This window comes from Nocardia anocheti, from assembly GCF_029675105.1.
Classification (GTDB): domain Bacteria; phylum Actinomycetota; class Actinomycetes; order Mycobacteriales; family Mycobacteriaceae; genus Nocardia.
Genome location: NZ_JAQQFV010000008.1, coordinates 186,399 through 202,170, shown reverse-complemented (window position 1 = coordinate 202,170; position 15,772 = coordinate 186,399). Strand labels below are relative to the sequence as shown.

General features: G+C 70.5%; 14 protein-coding genes and 1 pseudogene. 7 read left to right on the top strand and 8 right to left on the bottom strand.

Annotated elements, in window-relative coordinates; all coding sequences use genetic code 11:
* Positions 1-238 precede the first annotated feature (238 nt).
* Complete coding sequence (locus tag QC180_RS21970; RefSeq protein WP_278264677.1) at positions 239-883, bottom strand: LysE family translocator; 645 nt, start codon at positions 881-883, stop codon at positions 239-241.
* Positions 884-1,297: 414 nt separating this feature from the next.
* Between QC180_RS21970 and QC180_RS21965 the strand changes: the two genes are divergently transcribed.
* The 3 genes from QC180_RS21965 (at position 1,298) to QC180_RS21955 (ending at position 5,247) form a co-directional block, all read left to right on the top strand.
* On the top strand, positions 1,298-2,965 hold the full coding sequence (locus QC180_RS21965; RefSeq protein ID WP_278264676.1) for a DNA repair helicase XPB: 1,668 nt from the start codon (positions 1,298-1,300) through the stop codon (positions 2,963-2,965).
* A 94-nt stretch (positions 2,966-3,059) separates the two neighbouring features.
* Positions 3,060-3,725, top strand: a complete 666-nt coding sequence (locus tag QC180_RS21960) for a DUF3239 domain-containing protein (RefSeq protein WP_278264675.1) — start codon at positions 3,060-3,062, stop codon at positions 3,723-3,725.
* Positions 3,726-3,855: 130 nt separating this feature from the next.
* On the top strand, positions 3,856-5,247 hold the full coding sequence (locus tag QC180_RS21955; RefSeq protein ID WP_278264674.1) for a M1 family metallopeptidase: 1,392 nt from the start codon (positions 3,856-3,858) through the stop codon (positions 5,245-5,247).
* Here QC180_RS21955 and QC180_RS21950 read toward each other — a convergent pair whose 3' ends face one another.
* Positions 5,248-6,240, bottom strand: a complete 993-nt coding sequence (locus tag QC180_RS21950; protein WP_278264673.1) for a hypothetical protein — start codon at positions 6,238-6,240, stop codon at positions 5,248-5,250. It abuts the gene before it with no gap.
* Positions 6,241-6,334: 94 nt separating this feature from the next.
* Here QC180_RS21950 and QC180_RS30385 point away from each other — a divergent pair, with 94 nt between their 5' ends.
* Entirely contained in the window at positions 6,335-6,862 is a 528-nt protein-coding gene (locus tag QC180_RS30385; protein WP_474646510.1) for an LppU/SCO3897 family protein, read from the top strand.
* 319 nt (positions 6,863-7,181) lie between these two features.
* Here the strand turns inward: QC180_RS30385 and QC180_RS21945 are convergent, their stop codons facing one another.
* The gene (locus QC180_RS21945) at positions 7,182-9,482 is read right to left on the bottom strand and encodes a helicase-associated domain-containing protein (protein WP_278264672.1); all 2,301 of its coding nucleotides are present in this window, start codon (positions 9,480-9,482) and stop codon (positions 7,182-7,184) included.
* 83 nt (positions 9,483-9,565) lie between these two features.
* Here QC180_RS21945 and QC180_RS21940 point away from each other — a divergent pair, with 83 nt between their 5' ends.
* The gene (locus tag QC180_RS21940) at positions 9,566-9,757 is read left to right on the top strand and encodes a hypothetical protein (protein ID WP_278264671.1); all 192 of its coding nucleotides are present in this window, start codon (positions 9,566-9,568) and stop codon (positions 9,755-9,757) included.
* Between the two features lie 66 nt (positions 9,758-9,823).
* On the opposite strand, the gene QC180_RS21935 is transcribed toward QC180_RS21940, so the two are convergent.
* Positions 9,824-10,432: a transglycosylase family protein gene (locus QC180_RS21935; RefSeq protein WP_278264670.1), complete on the bottom strand. Its 609-nt coding sequence runs from the start codon at positions 10,430-10,432 to the stop codon at positions 9,824-9,826.
* A gap of 334 nt (positions 10,433-10,766) precedes the next feature.
* Positions 10,767-10,982, bottom strand: a complete 216-nt coding sequence (locus QC180_RS21930) for a hypothetical protein (protein WP_278264669.1) — start codon at positions 10,980-10,982, stop codon at positions 10,767-10,769.
* 162 nt (positions 10,983-11,144) lie between these two features.
* Between QC180_RS21930 and QC180_RS21925 the strand changes: the two genes are divergently transcribed.
* Positions 11,145-11,564: a cold-shock protein gene (locus tag QC180_RS21925; protein WP_278264866.1), complete on the top strand. Its 420-nt coding sequence runs from the start codon at positions 11,145-11,147 to the stop codon at positions 11,562-11,564.
* 119 nt (positions 11,565-11,683) lie between these two features.
* Here the strand turns inward: QC180_RS21925 and QC180_RS21920 are convergent, their stop codons facing one another.
* The 3 genes from QC180_RS21920 to QC180_RS21910 all read right to left on the bottom strand — a co-directional run bounded on the left by QC180_RS21920 (position 11,684) and on the right by QC180_RS21910 (position 14,833).
* Positions 11,684-12,199, bottom strand: coding sequence for a DUF2771 domain-containing protein (locus QC180_RS21920; RefSeq protein WP_278264668.1), 516 nt, complete (start codon positions 12,197-12,199; stop codon positions 11,684-11,686).
* On the bottom strand, positions 12,196-13,989 hold the full coding sequence (locus QC180_RS21915; protein ID WP_278264667.1) for an MFS transporter: 1,794 nt from the start codon (positions 13,987-13,989) through the stop codon (positions 12,196-12,198). Before QC180_RS21915 ends, QC180_RS21920 begins: the two co-directional genes overlap by 4 nt.
* A 67-nt stretch (positions 13,990-14,056) precedes the next feature.
* Complete coding sequence (locus QC180_RS21910) at positions 14,057-14,833, bottom strand: glutaminyl-peptide cyclotransferase (protein WP_278264666.1); 777 nt, start codon at positions 14,831-14,833, stop codon at positions 14,057-14,059.
* Between the two features lie 8 nt (positions 14,834-14,841).
* Here QC180_RS21910 and QC180_RS30380 point away from each other — a divergent pair.
* Positions 14,842-15,663, top strand: a pseudogene (locus tag QC180_RS30380) (DUF3027 domain-containing protein); the annotation flags it as partial.
* Positions 15,664-15,772: the final 109 nt, after the last annotated feature.

Genomic DNA, 15,772 nt, shown 5'->3' with positions numbered 1-15,772 from the left:
GTCCAGCTCGGTCACCGACGGCCCGGCCACGACCGCCGCCACCAGCACTGCAACACTCACCGCTCACTCCTTCGCCCTGACTACCGAGCAGAGTGACACGCGCGTCCGCACATCACCCCGCCACCCTCCGTCCGGGCGCGTCGCGGAGACGTCTCACCGGCCCGCGACCCAGTGCGGTGGCGTCTGATGACCGCGGCCGAGGCCGGGGACAGCGCGTCGTGGTGGATGCGGGGCCGGGTCAGGCGGGGGTGGGGCGGGTGCGGTCGGTGGCCAGGAGGACGGCGATGGTGCCCAGGGCGGTGCCCATGAGGTAGCGCTGGGTGCGCAGCCAGCGGGGGCGGGTGGTGAGGAAGGTGGCCAGGGTGGCGGCGGTGAGGACGATCAGGGCGTTGACGGTGAGGGCGACGGTGATCTGGACGGCACCCAGGGACAGGCTCTGGAGCCAGAGGGCGCCCACGGCCGGGTCGACGAACTGGGGGATCAGCGCCATGTACATGATGGCGATCTTGGGGTTGAGCAGGTTGGTGACCAGGCCCATGGTGAACAGGCGGCGCGCCGGGTCGTGCGGGAGGTCGGCCGGGGCGAAGACCGAGACCCCACCCGGGCGCAGTGCCTGCCAGGCCAGCCAGAGCAGATAGGCCGCGCCCGCCAGCTTCACGGCCAAGTACAGGCCGGGGACCACGGCGAACACGGCGGTGATCCCGGCCGTGGCGGCCAGCAGATACACCCCGAATCCGGCTGCCACGCCCGCCAGCGAGATCAGTCCCGCCCGTCGCCCCTGTGCGACCGTCCGCGACACCAGGTACATCATGTTCGGCCCCGGCGTGAGCACCATCCCGAGCGCGGCCGCGGCCACCCCGAGTACCGCCGTCGTCTGCAACATGCGTCGAGTCTGACCTGGTCGTGGGCTGGTTGTCGCGGTCCAGTCGACACCTGCTGGACCGCCCGCCCCGCGTCGCCGCGCCGAGGCCACGCCCACGACTCGGCGTTGATCGCGTCGGCCGCCGCGCACACCCCACGAACGCGCACACCCCACGAACGCCCACACCCGACGAACGCCCACACCCGACGAAGCGGTCCCCGGTCCATGTCGGTGCAGATCCGTACAATCGAACAAGGCGGCAAAAAGGCCACCCACCGCCATCGCATACTCCCGAAACGCGCCCACCACGGTTTTCGGCCGCCCCGCATCCGAGGGGCGAGACGTCACGGCGAAGCCGGAGTATCGCCCCTCGGATGCGGGGTTACGAGGCCGAAAACTGCGGCACCAGCCGCCGATGAACACAGGAGCAAGGTTGTGACCGACGGGCCGTTGATCGTCCAGAGCGACAAGACCCTGCTGCTCGAGGTCGATCACGAGCTGGCAGGCAACGCGCGGCAGGCCATCGCGCCGTTCGCCGAGCTTGAGCGCGCGCCCGAGCACGTGCACACCTATCGGATCACGCCGCTGGCGCTGTGGAACGCGCGGGCGGCGGGGCACGACGCCGAGCAGGTGGTGGACGCGCTGGTGAGTTTCTCGCGCTACGCGGTGCCGCAGCCGCTGCTGGTCGACATCGTCGACACCATGGGCCGCTACGGCAGGTTGCAGCTGGTCAAGCATCCGGCGCACGGGTTGTGCCTGGTCAGCCTGGATCGGGCGGTGCTCGAAGAGGTGTTGCGGCACAAGAAGATCGCGCCCATGCTCGGTGCCCGCATCGATGACGACACGGTGATCGTGCACCCGTCCGAGCGCGGTCACATCAAGCAGATGCTGCTCAAGATCGGCTGGCCCGCCGAGGACCTGGCCGGGTACGTCGACGGCGAGGCGCACGAGATCGGCCTGGACTACACCGAGGGCAAGTGGCACCTGCGCGACTATCAGGAGATGGCCGCCGACTCGTTCTGGGCGGGCGGTTCGGGCGTGGTGGTGCTGCCGTGCGGCGCGGGCAAGACCATGGTCGGCGCCGCGGCGATGGCCAAGGCCAAGGCGACCACGCTGATCCTGGTCACCAATACGGTGGCGGGCAGGCAGTGGCGGCGTGAGCTGCTGGCGCGCACCACGCTGACCGAGGACGAGATCGGCGAGTACTCCGGCGAACGCAAGGAGATCCGGCCGGTCACCATCGCCACCTACCAGGTGATCACCCGCAAATCCAAGGGTGAGTACAAGCATCTGGAGCTGTTCGACAGCCGCGACTGGGGTCTGGTGATCTACGACGAGGTGCACCTGCTGCCCGCGCCGGTCTTCCGGATGACCGCCGATCTGCAGTCCCGCCGCAGGCTCGGCCTCACCGCGACGCTGGTGCGCGAGGACGGTCGCGAGGGCGACGTCTTCTCGCTGATCGGCCCCAAGCGCTACGACGCGCCGTGGAAGGACATCGAGGCCCAGGGCTGGATCGCCCCGGCCGACTGCGTGGAGGTGCGGGTGACCCTCACCGACGCCGAGCGGATGGCCTACGCGACGGCCGAGCCGGAGGAGCGCTACAAGCTGTGCTCGACCGCGCGCACCAAGATCCCCGTCGTGGAGTCCATTCTCGAGCGGCACAAGGGCGCGCCGACGCTGGTGATCGGCGCCTACCTCGACCAGCTCGAGGAACTCGGCGTGGATCTGAACGCCCCGGTCATCACCGGGGCGACCAAGAACAAGGAGCGTGAGGCGCTCTTCGACGCGTTCCGGTCCGGGGAGATCCCGGTGCTGGTGGTGAGCAAGGTGGCCAACTTCTCCATCGATCTGCCGGAAGCCTCGGTGGCGGTGCAGGTTTCGGGCACGTTCGGCTCGCGGCAGGAGGAGGCGCAGCGCCTGGGCAGGCTGCTGCGGCCCAAACAGGATGGGGGACAGGCGCATTTCTATTCGGTGGTCGCGCGCGACACCCTCGACGCCGAATACGCCGCGCATCGGCAGCGTTTTCTGGCCGAACAGGGGTATGCGTATCGCATCACCGATGCCGATGATCTGCTCGGACCGCCGATCGGTGACGGCGCGTAGCGCTCATCCCCAGGTCGGGGCGGGGTACGGTGCTATGAACCCCTCGGCAGATAAGTGGAGGCAACTCCTCCGCAACCTGTGCTAGGAAGGAACTGTGCGCCGCTTCGAATTCGTGGTCGACCGAGAGCACGCTCATGCGGTCAACGAGACGTTCACCGGGTTACGCAGGCTGCGCCTGCTGGCCCTCCTCGTGGCGGGACTCGCCGTCGCGGCCACGGTCGCGCTGGTCTGGAGCGGGCAGGCCTGGGGCTATCTGCTCGCCGTGGTCTGCGTGCTCGCCGCGATCATCGCACTGTGGGTGGCGCTGTGGACGCCGCACCGTTCCAGCATCGAAAAGCTCTACCAGGACGGGCCTTTGGTGCCCGCGGTGGTCACCGAGTCCGAGCCGTCGGGGATCGTGCTGCTCGCCCTGGTCGACATCGCCGAGCCCACCGCCACCACTCGCAGCTGGGCGCTGATCACCCGCAAGGTGCGGACGCTGCCCGGCCATGCGCCGCGTCGCGGGGAGCGGGTACCGGCCGTGGCCGTGCGCACCGATCGTGCCCCGCGCCAGGTCGGTGAGCGCTGGCAGATCGTCACCGCCATGCCGATCGCCTGGGGGACGCGCGACCAGGCGGTCATCGACCGGGCTTCGGCCGCCATCACCGAGATCGAATGGCGCCTGCTCGCCGAGAATCTCGCCCTGGCCGCCCGCGTCAAACGCACCGCCACCAAACGCCTCCTCCTCGACCCGCACCAGCTCCCCGCCGACCTCGGTTGATGCTGGACGGCGTCGGCCGAGAAACCGACGCCACCGGAGTGTGGTGATCGGTTGACCAGGTGGCCGGTGGTGCGGGCGGGTGCGGTGAGCTGCGACGATGGGCGTCCAGACCGGGAAAGGTGTCCGTGAGATGCGATGGTCGGCGGGGGTGTGCGCGGCGTTCGCGCTGCTGATGCTGGGGACCGGACCCGCGGCGGCGGATCCGGCGCTGATCGGGGCGCCGGGGGTGGGCGATCCCTACTACCCGCTCGACGGCAACGGGGGCTACGACGTGACCCATTACGACCTCGCCGTCGACTACGACCCGCCGACGCATCAGTTGCGTGGGACGGCGGGGATCGAGGCGCGGGCCGTGCAGCCGCTGGCCCAGTTCAATCTCGACTTCCGGGGGCCGCAGGTGCGCATGGTGACCGTCAACGGGCAGCCCGCCGGGTTCGCGCGCGAGGGGGAGCACGAACTCGTGGTGACGCCGCTGCTGCCGTTGCCCGCCGGACTGCCGTTGCGGATCGTCGTCGACTACGCCGGGGAGGTGGCCGACACCGAAGGGGAGGGGTGGACCTACGCGCCCAGCGGTGGCGCCTTCGCCGTCGGCCAGCCGCACAGCGCGAGTAGCTGGTATCCGCTCAACGACACACCGCTGGACAAGGCGACCTTCACCCTGCGCGCCTCGGTGCCCGAGGGGTGGGAGGTGATGTCGACCGGGGAGCGCACCCGGCACGAGGTCCGCGACGGGAAACTCGTCACCACCTGGGAGACCAGGCAGCCCGTGATCGGCTACCTCACCACGATGGCCGTCGATCACTTCACCTTCCTGGAGAACCGCCGCGCCGACGGCACGCCTGTACTCAGTGCCTTCGCACCGGAGTCGGAGGACAACCGCGAGGACGAACAGCGGGTGCCGGAGATCCTCGACTTCCTCGAAAACCTCTACGGGCCCTACCCGTTCGAGGTGGCGGGCGGCATCTACGTCGACGCCGAGATCCCGTTCTCGCTGGAAACCCAGACCCGACCCACCTACGCGCCGTGGACCGACCTCAACACCGTGGTGCACGAGCTCGCCCACCAGTGGTGGGGCGACACCATGTCGGTGCGGCAGTGGTCCGACATCTGCCTCAACGAATGTTTCGCCAGCTACACCGCCGACTACCTGTGGATCGAACGGACCGACGGCGCCGACGTGGACACCAAATACCGCGAGACGGTCGGCAAATACCGCGACGACACCGAATTCTGGGAGTACGCGCTGGCCGATCCCGGCGTCGGCAACGAGTTCACCTCCGTCTACTACCGGGGCCCGCTGTTCCTGCACGCCCTGCGCAAGCTGATCGGCGAGGACGTCTTCTTCGCGGCCTTGAAGGACTTCGTGACGGCCCACCGTGACGGGCACGCGTCGATGCCGGAGTTCCGCGAATTCCTGCAGACGCGCACGTCGATGCCGCTGAAGGACTTCCTGGCCGAATGGCTGGACGGGACGCGGGCGCCGCGCGACGCGTTCCTGTATCCGGGCACGCTGGGCGACTGATCAGGACTCGTCGAGACGGGCGCGGGCTCGGTCGGCCCAGCGTTTCATCCGGTCGAATTGGCTTCGGGCGGCGGTGAGTTCGGCGCGGGCGCGATGGTCGGCGGTCTGGGCGAAGTGGCGTTGTTGTTCGGCGTGTTCGAGGTCGGCGCGGAGTTGGGCGATGCGGTCGTCGGCGGCGGTGAGGGCGGATTTCGCCTGGGCGGCGGTGGCTTCGGCTTCGTCGCGGTCGGTGCGGGCGGATTCGAGGCCAGCTCGGGCGTCGTCGAGTTCCTGTTGGGCTTCGGCTCGGCGGGCGGCGGCGATCTCCTCGGGGGTCGGTTTCTCGGGGCGGCCTGAGCTGCCCTTGCTGGCCGAACCGGCCTTCTTACCCGAACCGGTCTTGCCGCCGCTGCGTGCTCCGCCGCCCTCACCGGCCTTCCCGCCGCCACCCGCCTTTCCACCGCCGTCAGCTGCTTTCCCGCTGTCGGCGGAAGCCTCGGATTCGGTGCGCCCCTTCCCGCCCGTGATCGCCACCAGACCCGCCGGACCGAAACCCTCGTAGGTGACCGTGGCCGGGAGCACCCCGGCGCGGACCTGATCGGCGACCTCCGGATCGGCGAGGGCGGCGGTGAGGGTCTGGCCGACCTCGCGCAGGGTCTGTTCGGTGGCGGTGCGGCCGTGCTCGGCGGACAGTTCGGCCGCGCGCTTGGTCATCGCGTTGACCACCTGCTGACGCTGGGTGCCCAGGGCACGCAGCTTGGCGCCGGAGAGTTGCCGCTGGGCCGAACGCAAGGCGTCACCGAGGTCGAGCAGGGCGGCGATCTCGTCCTCGGCGGCGCGGGCGAGCAGGTTCACCGTCCACGCGGCGACGGTCGGTTTGCGCAGGGCGGTGACGGCGGCGGCGAGCTCGCGGTCACCATCGGCGCGGGCCTCGGCGGCGCGTTCGGTGCGGGCCGCGACGAAGTCGGCGGGGTCGAGACCGTACAGTTCGGCCGCGACATCGTCGATGCTCATCTCCCCGATGGTAGCCAGCCGACGCGGACGAGCGCGGCAGGCGCGGTCTTGGGTATCGTCACCGGCGGTCATGTATGCCTGAACCGTTCGGTGAGTGAGGTTTTCAGTGTTCAACCCAGGAAAGCGACTGCTGGCTCGGCTCGTGTTCGCCCCCGTCGCCACGGTCGCGCTGGTCGGGGCGGTTGTCGGCTGCTCGTCCGGTGACGACTCGTCGGCCTCCGCTGGTTCGGTCTCGGCTGGTTCGTGTGTCCAGGTCACCGATAACACTGCCGATGCGATGGTGGCGGCTGTGGCGGACTGTTCCTCGAGTGCTGCCTCCTATCGGATTGCTTCGGTCGGTGCGGGTCCGCTGGACTGTGATGCTGATGCGGCTACCTTCAACGGGACGGTGGGGGAGACGAAGACCGGGCTTTGTCTGACGCCGAACTTTGCCGAGGGTAAGTGCTATGCGGATGCGGGGACTCGGCCTGCGGAAGCGGTGGATTGTTCGGGGGCCCAGGCTTCGTTCAAGGTGGTCAAGCGGATTGATGGGGAGACTGACGAGTTGTTGTGTGGGGTTGACGCTACTCAGTTCCGGACTGTGCCTGAGCCGAAGATTACGTTCTGCTTGGCTAAGCCGTAGGGCGGCGGGGGACGGGGTTTACTTGCCTCGGGGGTGTGTACAGGGCTGTGTTTGTTGGAGCGCTGGCGCGCTCGAGTCGCGGCCCCTAGGGGCCGCCGGTCAGGCGCCGTTGCTTGCTCCTTCGTCGCGTACGCAACGGCGCCTGACCGGCGACCCGGCCGCGACCGGCCGACTTCGTCGGCCGCCGCTCCTCGGGGTCGCGGGTGCGGGGCTGGGAGTGCGGTCATGGCGGAATTGAGGGGTGCCGTGTGGCTGGGGGTGCCGTGATGGCCGACTCGGGTGGTGCCGTGTGGCTGGGGTGGGTAGGTCGCCCGGGACCTCAGTCCAGTAGGGCCACTGAGGCGATTCTGTGCAGGGTGAAGTGGCGGGTGGCGCCGGTGACGGGGTCTACTGCGTCTAGTTGGCCGTTGCCTACTCGGAGGGGTTCGACTACGCGTTGGGTGGCTACGCCCTGGGCGTCTACGTAGGCGATGTTGACGGGGCGGCGGACTCGGGCGGCCAGCTGGAGTAGAGCCAGGGTGGCGGCGGTGCCGGTGCGGGTGCCGTCGCTGCGGACGGATTGGCCGGTGCGGGCGCCTGCTGCCCGCTCGCCCGCGCGGAGTTCGGTGACGAGTTGGGCCAATTGTTCGGGGGTGGGGGAACTCGGGCGGTAGGGTCTGCGGGCCATTGGGCGCACCGCGATGCGGGCGCCGCGGGGGCGTAGGTCGACGATCGCGCCGCCGGAATCCTCGCCAGCGGGGGCGAAACCGGCTGCGCGTAGCTGTTCGAGTAGTTCGCCGAGGGGGGCCTGGGCTATGGCGACGGTGGGGGCGATGGCGCGCAGGGCCAGGGTTTCGGCGACGGGGGCGGCGAGGACCTGGGCCAGGAGCGCGGGGTCGTCGCTGCGGAGGAAGGACTGGGCCATGCCTGCGCGGAGTTGACCGTGGCGGCGGGCTACGTCGTCGATGAGGTAGGTCAGGGATTGGGGCACGGGGGTGCGCGAGTGGGTGGCGAACAGGGCGTGGAGTTCGGCGGCGGTCAGGCCCGCGTCCAGGGCGCGGCGCACCGACGCATCGCTCACGCGGTAGACGGTGGCGGCGCCCGCGGACTCCACGTCGGCGACCAGCGCGATCCGGCCGCGGAGTTCGGGGACGAGTGGGCCAGGTGCGATCACGGTCAGATCCGCTTGCACCAGAACGTGATCGACCGGCTCGGGCAGCGCGGCGGCCATCTCGGCCTCGGCGTCGGTGACGCTGGACTCGGCGCCGTGCAGCAGCGCGCGGGCCGCGGAATCCAGGGCGCCACGGCCGAGCAGGCCCAGGGTGGCGGCCTCGGCCAGGGTCGCGGTCACCGCGTCGAGCCGGAAGTGTCTGCGGCGGCGCGGCATCCGCCAGGCCAGCAGCTTGCCGATCTCGGCGGGGGTCAGGGCGGTGCCGCTGGGGTATTCGGCGAGCAGGCGCAGGATCTCGTGCCGGTCGCGCACGGCGTGTGGAATCCGCAGTTCGGCCGACAGGGCCGCGATGGGCTTGTCGGCGGCGTCGCGCAGGCCGATCATCCAGGGCATCCGGTCCAGGTCCAGCCAGGCCTGGGCGAGCACGACCCAGCGGGTGGCGGGGGGCGCGTCGGACCAGGCGTCGGCGGCGGGGGTGGGGGCCCAGAAATCGTCGGTGGTGTCGAGATCCGGCGGCGGCTCGGGCAGGCCCTTCTCGACGAGTTTGGCGGCGGCGAGCAGTTCGAGCAGCAGGCCGGTGCGCTGTTCGTCGACGCCGGTCTGCTTGGCCAGCCTGCGCAATTCGCGCACGCCGAGGCCACCGGCGCGCAGGGCGGGGGCGGGCAGCTTGCCCAGCGCGTCGAGCAGATCCGCGCAGTCGCGCAGCAGCTCTCCCACCTCGCCCGCGCCGACCGCGTTCACCTCGGCGGGCGGGTTCTTGGTGGGTGCGGGCTTCGGCGGAGCCAGCGCGTGCGGGTCGGTGACGGGTTCGCCACGCAGTAGCTGACCGACCGTCACCGGCAGTTCCACGGTCTCGTCGTCGATCCGATGCAGCAGGCGCGCGGTCAGCAGGCGCTGCACCGGACGGTCGGCGGGGGTGCCCGGCGCGGCGTCGCGGGTGCGGCCGCGCGGACCGGTGGTGGCGAGTTTCTCGAGCAGGGCGCGCTCGGGTGGACTCGCCTGCGCCAGCGCGGCGTTCGCCTCGGGCTCGGTGAGCGCGTCGGGCAGCGCGGTGGTGGCGCCCACCGGCCACGGCAGGGCCTCCACGGCCGACGGGGTGACGTGCAGGTCGTCGCCGGTCTGCCAGACCAGCGCGCGGTCGAGCAGCCTGGTCAGCGCGGCGGTGAAGGCGGTCTTGGTGACGCGGTCCTTCAGCTGCGCGTGCAGGGCGGCGCGGGTGAGCGGAGTGAGCGCGGTGCCGATGGTGCGGGCGTCGTCGTTGGCGGTGAGCGCCTCGATGATCGCGAACTCCAGCGTGTCCAGATCGTCGGCGGCGCGCAGCACCGAGGCACGCTGCTGGGCGCGCACCGCGAGCACCGACATCGAGGCGGGCAGCGGCACCGCCAGATCGGGCCGCAACTGCAGCAGTTTCACCAGCTGAGCGTCGGTGCGCGCACCGAGCCAATCGGCGAGGGAGTCCGTCGCGATCATCGGATCAAGACTACCGTTGCGGGCCGGGAACCCGGGGCGCCAGCCGCGATCGGGCGGCGGGGTCGATATGCCAGAATGAGGCCGTGGTGAACAAATCGAAGAAACCCTACGTCGACAACGGCTGGCCGCAGGTGGCCGACGGCGAGCACGCCGTGACCGAACTGTCGTCGACCCGCGCCGGTAACCTCTCGCCCTTCGGCGAGGAGACCGAGTTTCCCGTCCCGGCCTCGCAGCTGCCCTACGTGCACCCGCAGACCACCATCAACCGGGTGTAAATCGGACGGGAAAGACAAGAGCCCGCATCCTTCGAGGATGCGGGCTCTCGTTGTCTGTGGGGGCGATCAGGAGGGCAGCAGGCCCTTGTTCGCCTGGAAGAAGTCGATCACGGCCGGGTCCAGCGGCGAACCCTTGGCGTTGGCGACGAAGTCGAGCGCCTGCTGCGGCACCGCGATGCCCTGCTGCTGCACGACCTCGAGGGCGCGATCCACGGCCTGGAAGACTTCCTGGCTCGGGTCCTGCACCTGCGGCACGCTGACCTCGGGCACCCAGCTCGGGGCCGACGGCGCGATGCGCTCGGTCGGACCGCTGCTCAGGCCCAGCTGGGACGAGCAGGAGGGCCAGGCACCCCAACCCTGGGAAGCGAGAACCTTTTCGGCGACCGCGATCTGCTGTTCGCGGGTGGCCTGGTTGGCCGTGGCGGCGTACTCGCCACCACCGTGTGCGTTCCAGGTGGAGGGGGAGAACTGCAGTCCGCCCTGGTAGCCGTTGCCGGTGTTGATACCCCAGTTGCCGCCGGCTTCACACTGCGCGAGGCGATCCCAGTCGGAGTCGGGGGCCGCGCTGGCGTTTCCGGCGAGGGCGGCGGCTGCGGTGCCGAAGATCGCGCCGGTGACGGCGACCTTGGCAGCAGTGCGCCCGGTGGAAGTCGGCTTGCGGTGGCGTCCACTCATATCGGGTTTCTTCCTCTCGTGCGCACCTGCATGTGGTCCGGACTGAGAGGTCTCCCGGTCCGCCCTCACCCCTCGATTCCAATCGGGGTCCGGTACCCGCGGGGTGAGGCTCGGTGCGGCGGGCCGGTGGTTCCGGGGTTTGCCCCGGCTGCCAGAAACGGTACGACGCCCAGCGGCGAAAGTCACTATTTGGTAACCGGCGGGTTCTGGGGTGTCTCGGGGTGGTCTCAGGGTGATCCCCGAGGCGTCCGCGCTGGTAGTCGGCATGCCGGGTGTTCGCGACGGTTGCACGCTCAGTTCGTTACCCCACCGTTATGTGACGAAGGTCACATGTTTAGCGGGCTCGCCGTCCCGACCACAGTGCGAACACCAGTGCGAGCAGGAAACCGACCGGCGCGAGCATGGCGAGCAGGTACAGCCACAGGCCCGGCTCGCTGTCGGACACGATCGACAGCACGAAGATGGCGATCACCGCCAGGATGCCGACCCCGAACAGGGCCACGGCCAGTTGCAGCAGGCGATCGCTTCGACGCCGAGGTGAGTTGGTCACTGGTGCACCGTAAAACTGATGTGCTCGCGGTATGGCCACCGGGGTAGACTCTGAGCACATCGCGTCCCGCCATGTTGTGGGGCGCGTTCTTTTCGCGACAACGCAGGACTGACCCGGACCACAGGGGTTCGGGTGTCGAATGACGATGAACGGGTGAGCGCAGTGCCGACCGGCCGGGTGAAGTGGTACGACGTCGAAAAGGGCTTCGGCTTTCTTTCCCAAGACGAGGGTGAGGACGTCTACGTCCGCTCCTCCGCGCTGCCCGAGGGCGTCGAAGGGCTCAAGCCCGGACAGCGCGTCGAGTTCGGCATGGCCGCGGGTCGTCGTGGGCCGCAGGCGCTGAGCCTCAAGCTGCTCGAGGCGCCGCCCAGCGTGCGCGGTGAGCGCTCCGCCGCCCCCGCCCGCAAGGACGCCGGGCCGCGCAAGTCGCCCGACGAGCTGCACGGCCTGGTCGAGGACATGATCACGCTGCTGGAGACGAAGGTCCAGCCGGACCTGCGCCGCGGCAAGTACCCGGATCGCAAGCTCTCCCAGCGCATCTCCGAGGTCGTCCGCGCGGTTGCCCGCGAACTCGACCACTGAGTTATTGGAGCGCTGGCGCGCTCGAGTTCGCGCCCCCGGGGGTCCGGATGCTCGTGCCCGGCCGGGCAGGAGCGATCCCTGCTCGAGGTCGGATGTTCGTGTCCGGCTGGGCAGATCGCTCACGGCTCTGGGGTGACGATCGACCAAGCCGCGTGGGGGATGTAGGTTTCGCGGCCGGTGGCGGTGTCGCGGGCCAGGATGGGGAGTTGGACCTCGATGCCGACCAGGCGCAGGTCGGGTTCGGGCTGGGAGTCGACGGAGATGGCGCGGGCGCCCTCGGGGTAGTCGGCGAAGCTGAGTACGCGGTCGACCTGTTCGCCCGAGGGGCGCTGGTAGATGAGCTGGATCAGCCACGGCGAGCCGGAGATCCGCTCCGGCAGCGAGAGCTGCACCGGCAGGCCCGAGGGCACCGTCAGCGGCGTGGTCTCGCCGTAGCGGCAGTCCTCCATCCGGACCGAGCAGTACATGAACGGCTCCACGGTGACGGCCTCGCCGTCGGCATAGGCGGTGATCTGCGGCTGGTACGCGGGTGCCTTCGACACGGCCACACCGACCCACACGGCCGTCACCACGGCCAGGGCGACCAGCCCCGCCGCGACCAGGGCCAGGGTCGTGCGAACGTTGAGCTTGCTCACCGGATGGGGTCTCCTGTCCCTCGCGGAACCGTGCCGGGATCTGCCCGGAACGGATGGGTTGTCGGTACTTCCTGCTCGACGTGCTGGGGACGGTTTCCGCCCAGACCCGGCAGCAGCGAGTGTCCGGTGTAGCTGGCGAAGGTCTGCACGAGCCCGGCCACCAGCACCACACTGATCACCGCGAAACCTTTCCAGAACTCGATCGGCAACAGCACACCGGCCGCGCCGCCGACGACCCAGCTCAGTTGCAGCACCGTCTCCGAGCGGCCGAAACCGGAGGCGATCGACTCCGGCGGCAGGTCGTCCTGGATGGCCGCGTCGAGCGAGACCTTGGCCAGCGCGCTCGCCGCCGAGGCCACCAGCGCGGCGAACACGGCACCGAACAGATTGCCGGTGAACACCGCGAACAGCGCCACGCCCGCGCACGCGGCGGTGCAGCCGAGCACCACCAGCGACGGCCTGCCCAGGCGCAGCCGGGCGCCGGTGGCGTTGCCGCCGAAATTGCCGAAGCCCGCCGCCGCGCCGACCGCGGCCAGCATCGCCGCCTGCTCGGTGGGACTGCCACCGGAACCCTTGGCGACGAAGGCGATATAGAAGGTCAGAAAGCCGGTGAGCACACGGATGGAACTGTTGCCCCACAGTCCGGTGACCACCGCCCGGCCCAGCGGCTGACGCCGTTTGCGGGCGGGCACGGCCGACAGCTCGCTCGGGTCGAGCACCTCGGTGCGCGCGTCGGACCCGTGATAACTCAGCGTCGCGGGCACCTCGCCCTCGGTCACCTCGACCCAGGACGGGATGCGCAGACTCAGATACGCGCCGGTCAGCGCGATGGCGACGGCGAAGATCAGCGCGCCGGTGGAATCGGCGATCAGCGCGGCCAGCGCGGCCAGCGCACCAGCGCCGATGGTGCCGCCGACCAGGCCGAACACGGTCAGCCGGGAGTTGGTGCGCACGAGATCGATATCCGGTGGCAGCACACGCGGGGTGACCGCGCTCTTGAGCACCGCGAAGGATTTCGAGCCGACCATCATGCACAGGGCCAGCGGATACAGGCCCCAGGTGTCGATATTGAAGATCAACAGCACCGCGAAGGCCGCGCGCAGGCCGAAGGTCGTGGCCAGGGCGAGCCTGCGGCCGCGTTGCAGCCGGTCCAGCAGCGGCCCGATCAGCGGCGCGATGATCGCGAACGGGGCGATGGTGATCAGCAGATACAGCGCCACCTTGACCTTGGACTCGGCGGTGGCGCTGGCGAAGAACAGCGTGTTGGCCAGGGCGACGGCGATCGCGGCGTCGAGCGCGAAGTTGGCCATCGTGGCGTAGGTGAGCGCGGTCAGGCCCGACTGATCGGCGCCGTCGGCCTTGGCCGCGCGCTGGAAGGTGGCGATGCCGCGCTCGGTGAGTTCGCGGCTGCGCATGGCCGCGACCCGGGTGACGGTCAGCTTGCGCGGGACGCGCTGACGGACGTCGTCGGGGTGCTCGGTGGGCTCGTCGGGCCGGGGGAGCGGGCGGGTGCGCGGCGGGCCCGGCTCGGCCGGGTAGGGGTCCGCTCGGCGCGGGTCGGGCTTGCGGAACAGATCGCGGTCGGTCGGGGTGTCGTCGTGGCCCGCGCCGCGCAGGCGCGTGGTCGGCGGATCGGGGCGCGGGAAGACCTTGCGTGGCGCGCGCGGCTCCGGGGCGCCCGCGCGGGGCGGGTACTGCCCGAAGCCGGGGTGTCGGCCGGGCGGGGTGCCCGCGGCGGAGCCGTCCCGGCGACCACGGTCGGGACCGGATGGTTCGCGGGGCGTAGTCACAGTCCAATTCTGTCGCACGCGGGCGATCGGCGTTCACTCGCGGCGCGGCGGTGTCGGACACAGTGTGTTATTTCGGGACGAATCGGACCTCGAAAAGGTGCGGCCAGTACTTCCCGGTGAGCAGGAACCGGTCGGTGCCCGGCACCTGCGCGATGCCGTTGAGCACATCGGTGCGCTGGCGTTCGTCGGCGGTGAGCAGGCCGCCCGCCTCGATCACGCCGGTCACCCGGCCGGAGTCGGGGTCGATGCGCAGGATCTCGTCGGTCGGGTAGTTGTTGGCGTAGACGGTGCCGTCGGCGGCGCAGTCGAGTTCGTTGGGCTTCGGGTCGCGGTATCCGGTCAGCGTCACCGAGCCGGTTTCGGCGAAGGTCACCGGATCGCGGAAGGTGATCTTCGGGGTGCCGTCGCTCATCACCAGCCGGTCGGGTTGCGCGCACAGGCCCCAGCCCTCGCCCTGGTAGCTCACGCGGCGGATCTCGGCCAGGGTGACCGGGTCGCGCGCGAAGGCGACGCCGTCCTTCCAGGTGAGCTGCCAGACGATATCGCCCGCCTTGGTCATGCCCTCGGCGAACAGCGGGTCGGGCACCTCGACCCGCGCGGTCTCCACGCCGCTGGCCTGCTCGGCCGCCCGCGCGCTCGACACGCCCCACATGCCGGTGCTTTCGTAGCGGACCCCGTCGACCACCTCGAGCCCCTGGGTGAAAGCCCGCGGATCGTGCGGTGACGAGCCGATCACCTCCACCCGCAGCCGTTGCGGCCCGGCGTCGTCGGGACCGCCACACGCCCCCACGCCGAGCAGGCTGACCAGCACTACGACGGCCAACGAACTCCGATTGCGCTTCATACGGCAAAATGTATGCCGTGAGCGCAGTATCTGTTTCGGAGTCCGGCGTGCGTCCCGTTCTGGCCGATGCGGCCGAAGTCGCACGTCGAGCGCTCGTCGAACTCGAACCCGACGGGGTCGGAGTGCATCTGGGGGTGACCGCCGAGGACGAGACGGCCGCCACCCACCGCTTCGAGGCGAGCCTGCCCGGCTACCGCGGCTGGCAGTGGGCCGTCGTCGTGGCCGCGCCGCCCGGTGCGGACGCCGCGACGGTGAGCGAGTCGGCCCTGCTGCCCGGCCCCGACGCCCTCATCGCCCCCGACTTCATCCCGTGGGAACAGCGCGTGCGCCCCGGCGACCTGGGCCCCGGCGACCTGCTCGCCCCGCCCACCGACGACCCCCGCCTGGTCCCCGGCTACGTGGCCACCGGCGACCCGGTCGTCGACGACGTCGCCCGCGAGGTCGGCCTCGGCCGCGTCCAGGTGCTCAGCCTCGAGGGCCGCGTCGACGCCGCCCAGCGCTGGTACCTCGAGTTCGGCCCCGACACCGAGATGGCCAAGGCCGCCCCCTCCACCTGCGGCCTCTGCGGCTTCTACGTCCCCCTCGCGGGCGCCTTACGCGAGTCCTTCGGCGTGTGCGCCAACGCCATGGGCGCCGACGGCCACGTCGTCCACATCGAATACGGCTGCGGGGCCCACTCCGATGTGGTGGCTCCCAGCGGGAACGGGTCGCCGCAGTACGAGGCGTTCGATGATCACGCGGTGGAGTACGTACAGGTGCGCACGGTCGTCGCGGATCAGTCGTCGGCCGACCACCCGGCTGCCGCTGACCAGGTGACGGCCGACGACCAGCCGCCTGTCGATGACCAGGTGACCGCCGAGGCCGAAGCAGTCGAGGCGACCGCCGCCGAGCAGGCCGCCCTCTCCGAAGGCGCCGCCCCGGAGTCGGCGGCTGAAGTCG

Bases quoted from the DNA above. Each gene is read 5' to 3' on its own strand.
- QC180_RS21950 (WP_278264673.1), bottom strand. From the start codon at position 6,240: ATGAGCATCGACGATGTCGCGGCCGAACTGTACGGTCTCGACCCCGCC.
- QC180_RS21935 (WP_278264670.1), bottom strand. From the start codon at position 10,432: ATGAGTGGACGCCACCGCAAGCCGACTTCCACCGGGCGCACTGCTGCC.
- QC180_RS21910 (WP_278264666.1), bottom strand. From the start codon at position 14,833: ATGAAGCGCAATCGGAGTTCGTTGGCCGTCGTAGTGCTGGTCAGCCTG.
- QC180_RS21945 (WP_278264672.1), bottom strand. From the start codon at position 9,482: ATGATCGCGACGGACTCCCTCGCCGATTGGCTCGGTGCGCGCACCGAC.
- QC180_RS21955 (WP_278264674.1), top strand. From the start codon at position 3,856: ATGCGATGGTCGGCGGGGGTGTGCGCGGCGTTCGCGCTGCTGATGCTG.
- QC180_RS21970 (WP_278264677.1), bottom strand. From the start codon at position 883: ATGTTGCAGACGACGGCGGTACTCGGGGTGGCCGCGGCCGCGCTCGGG.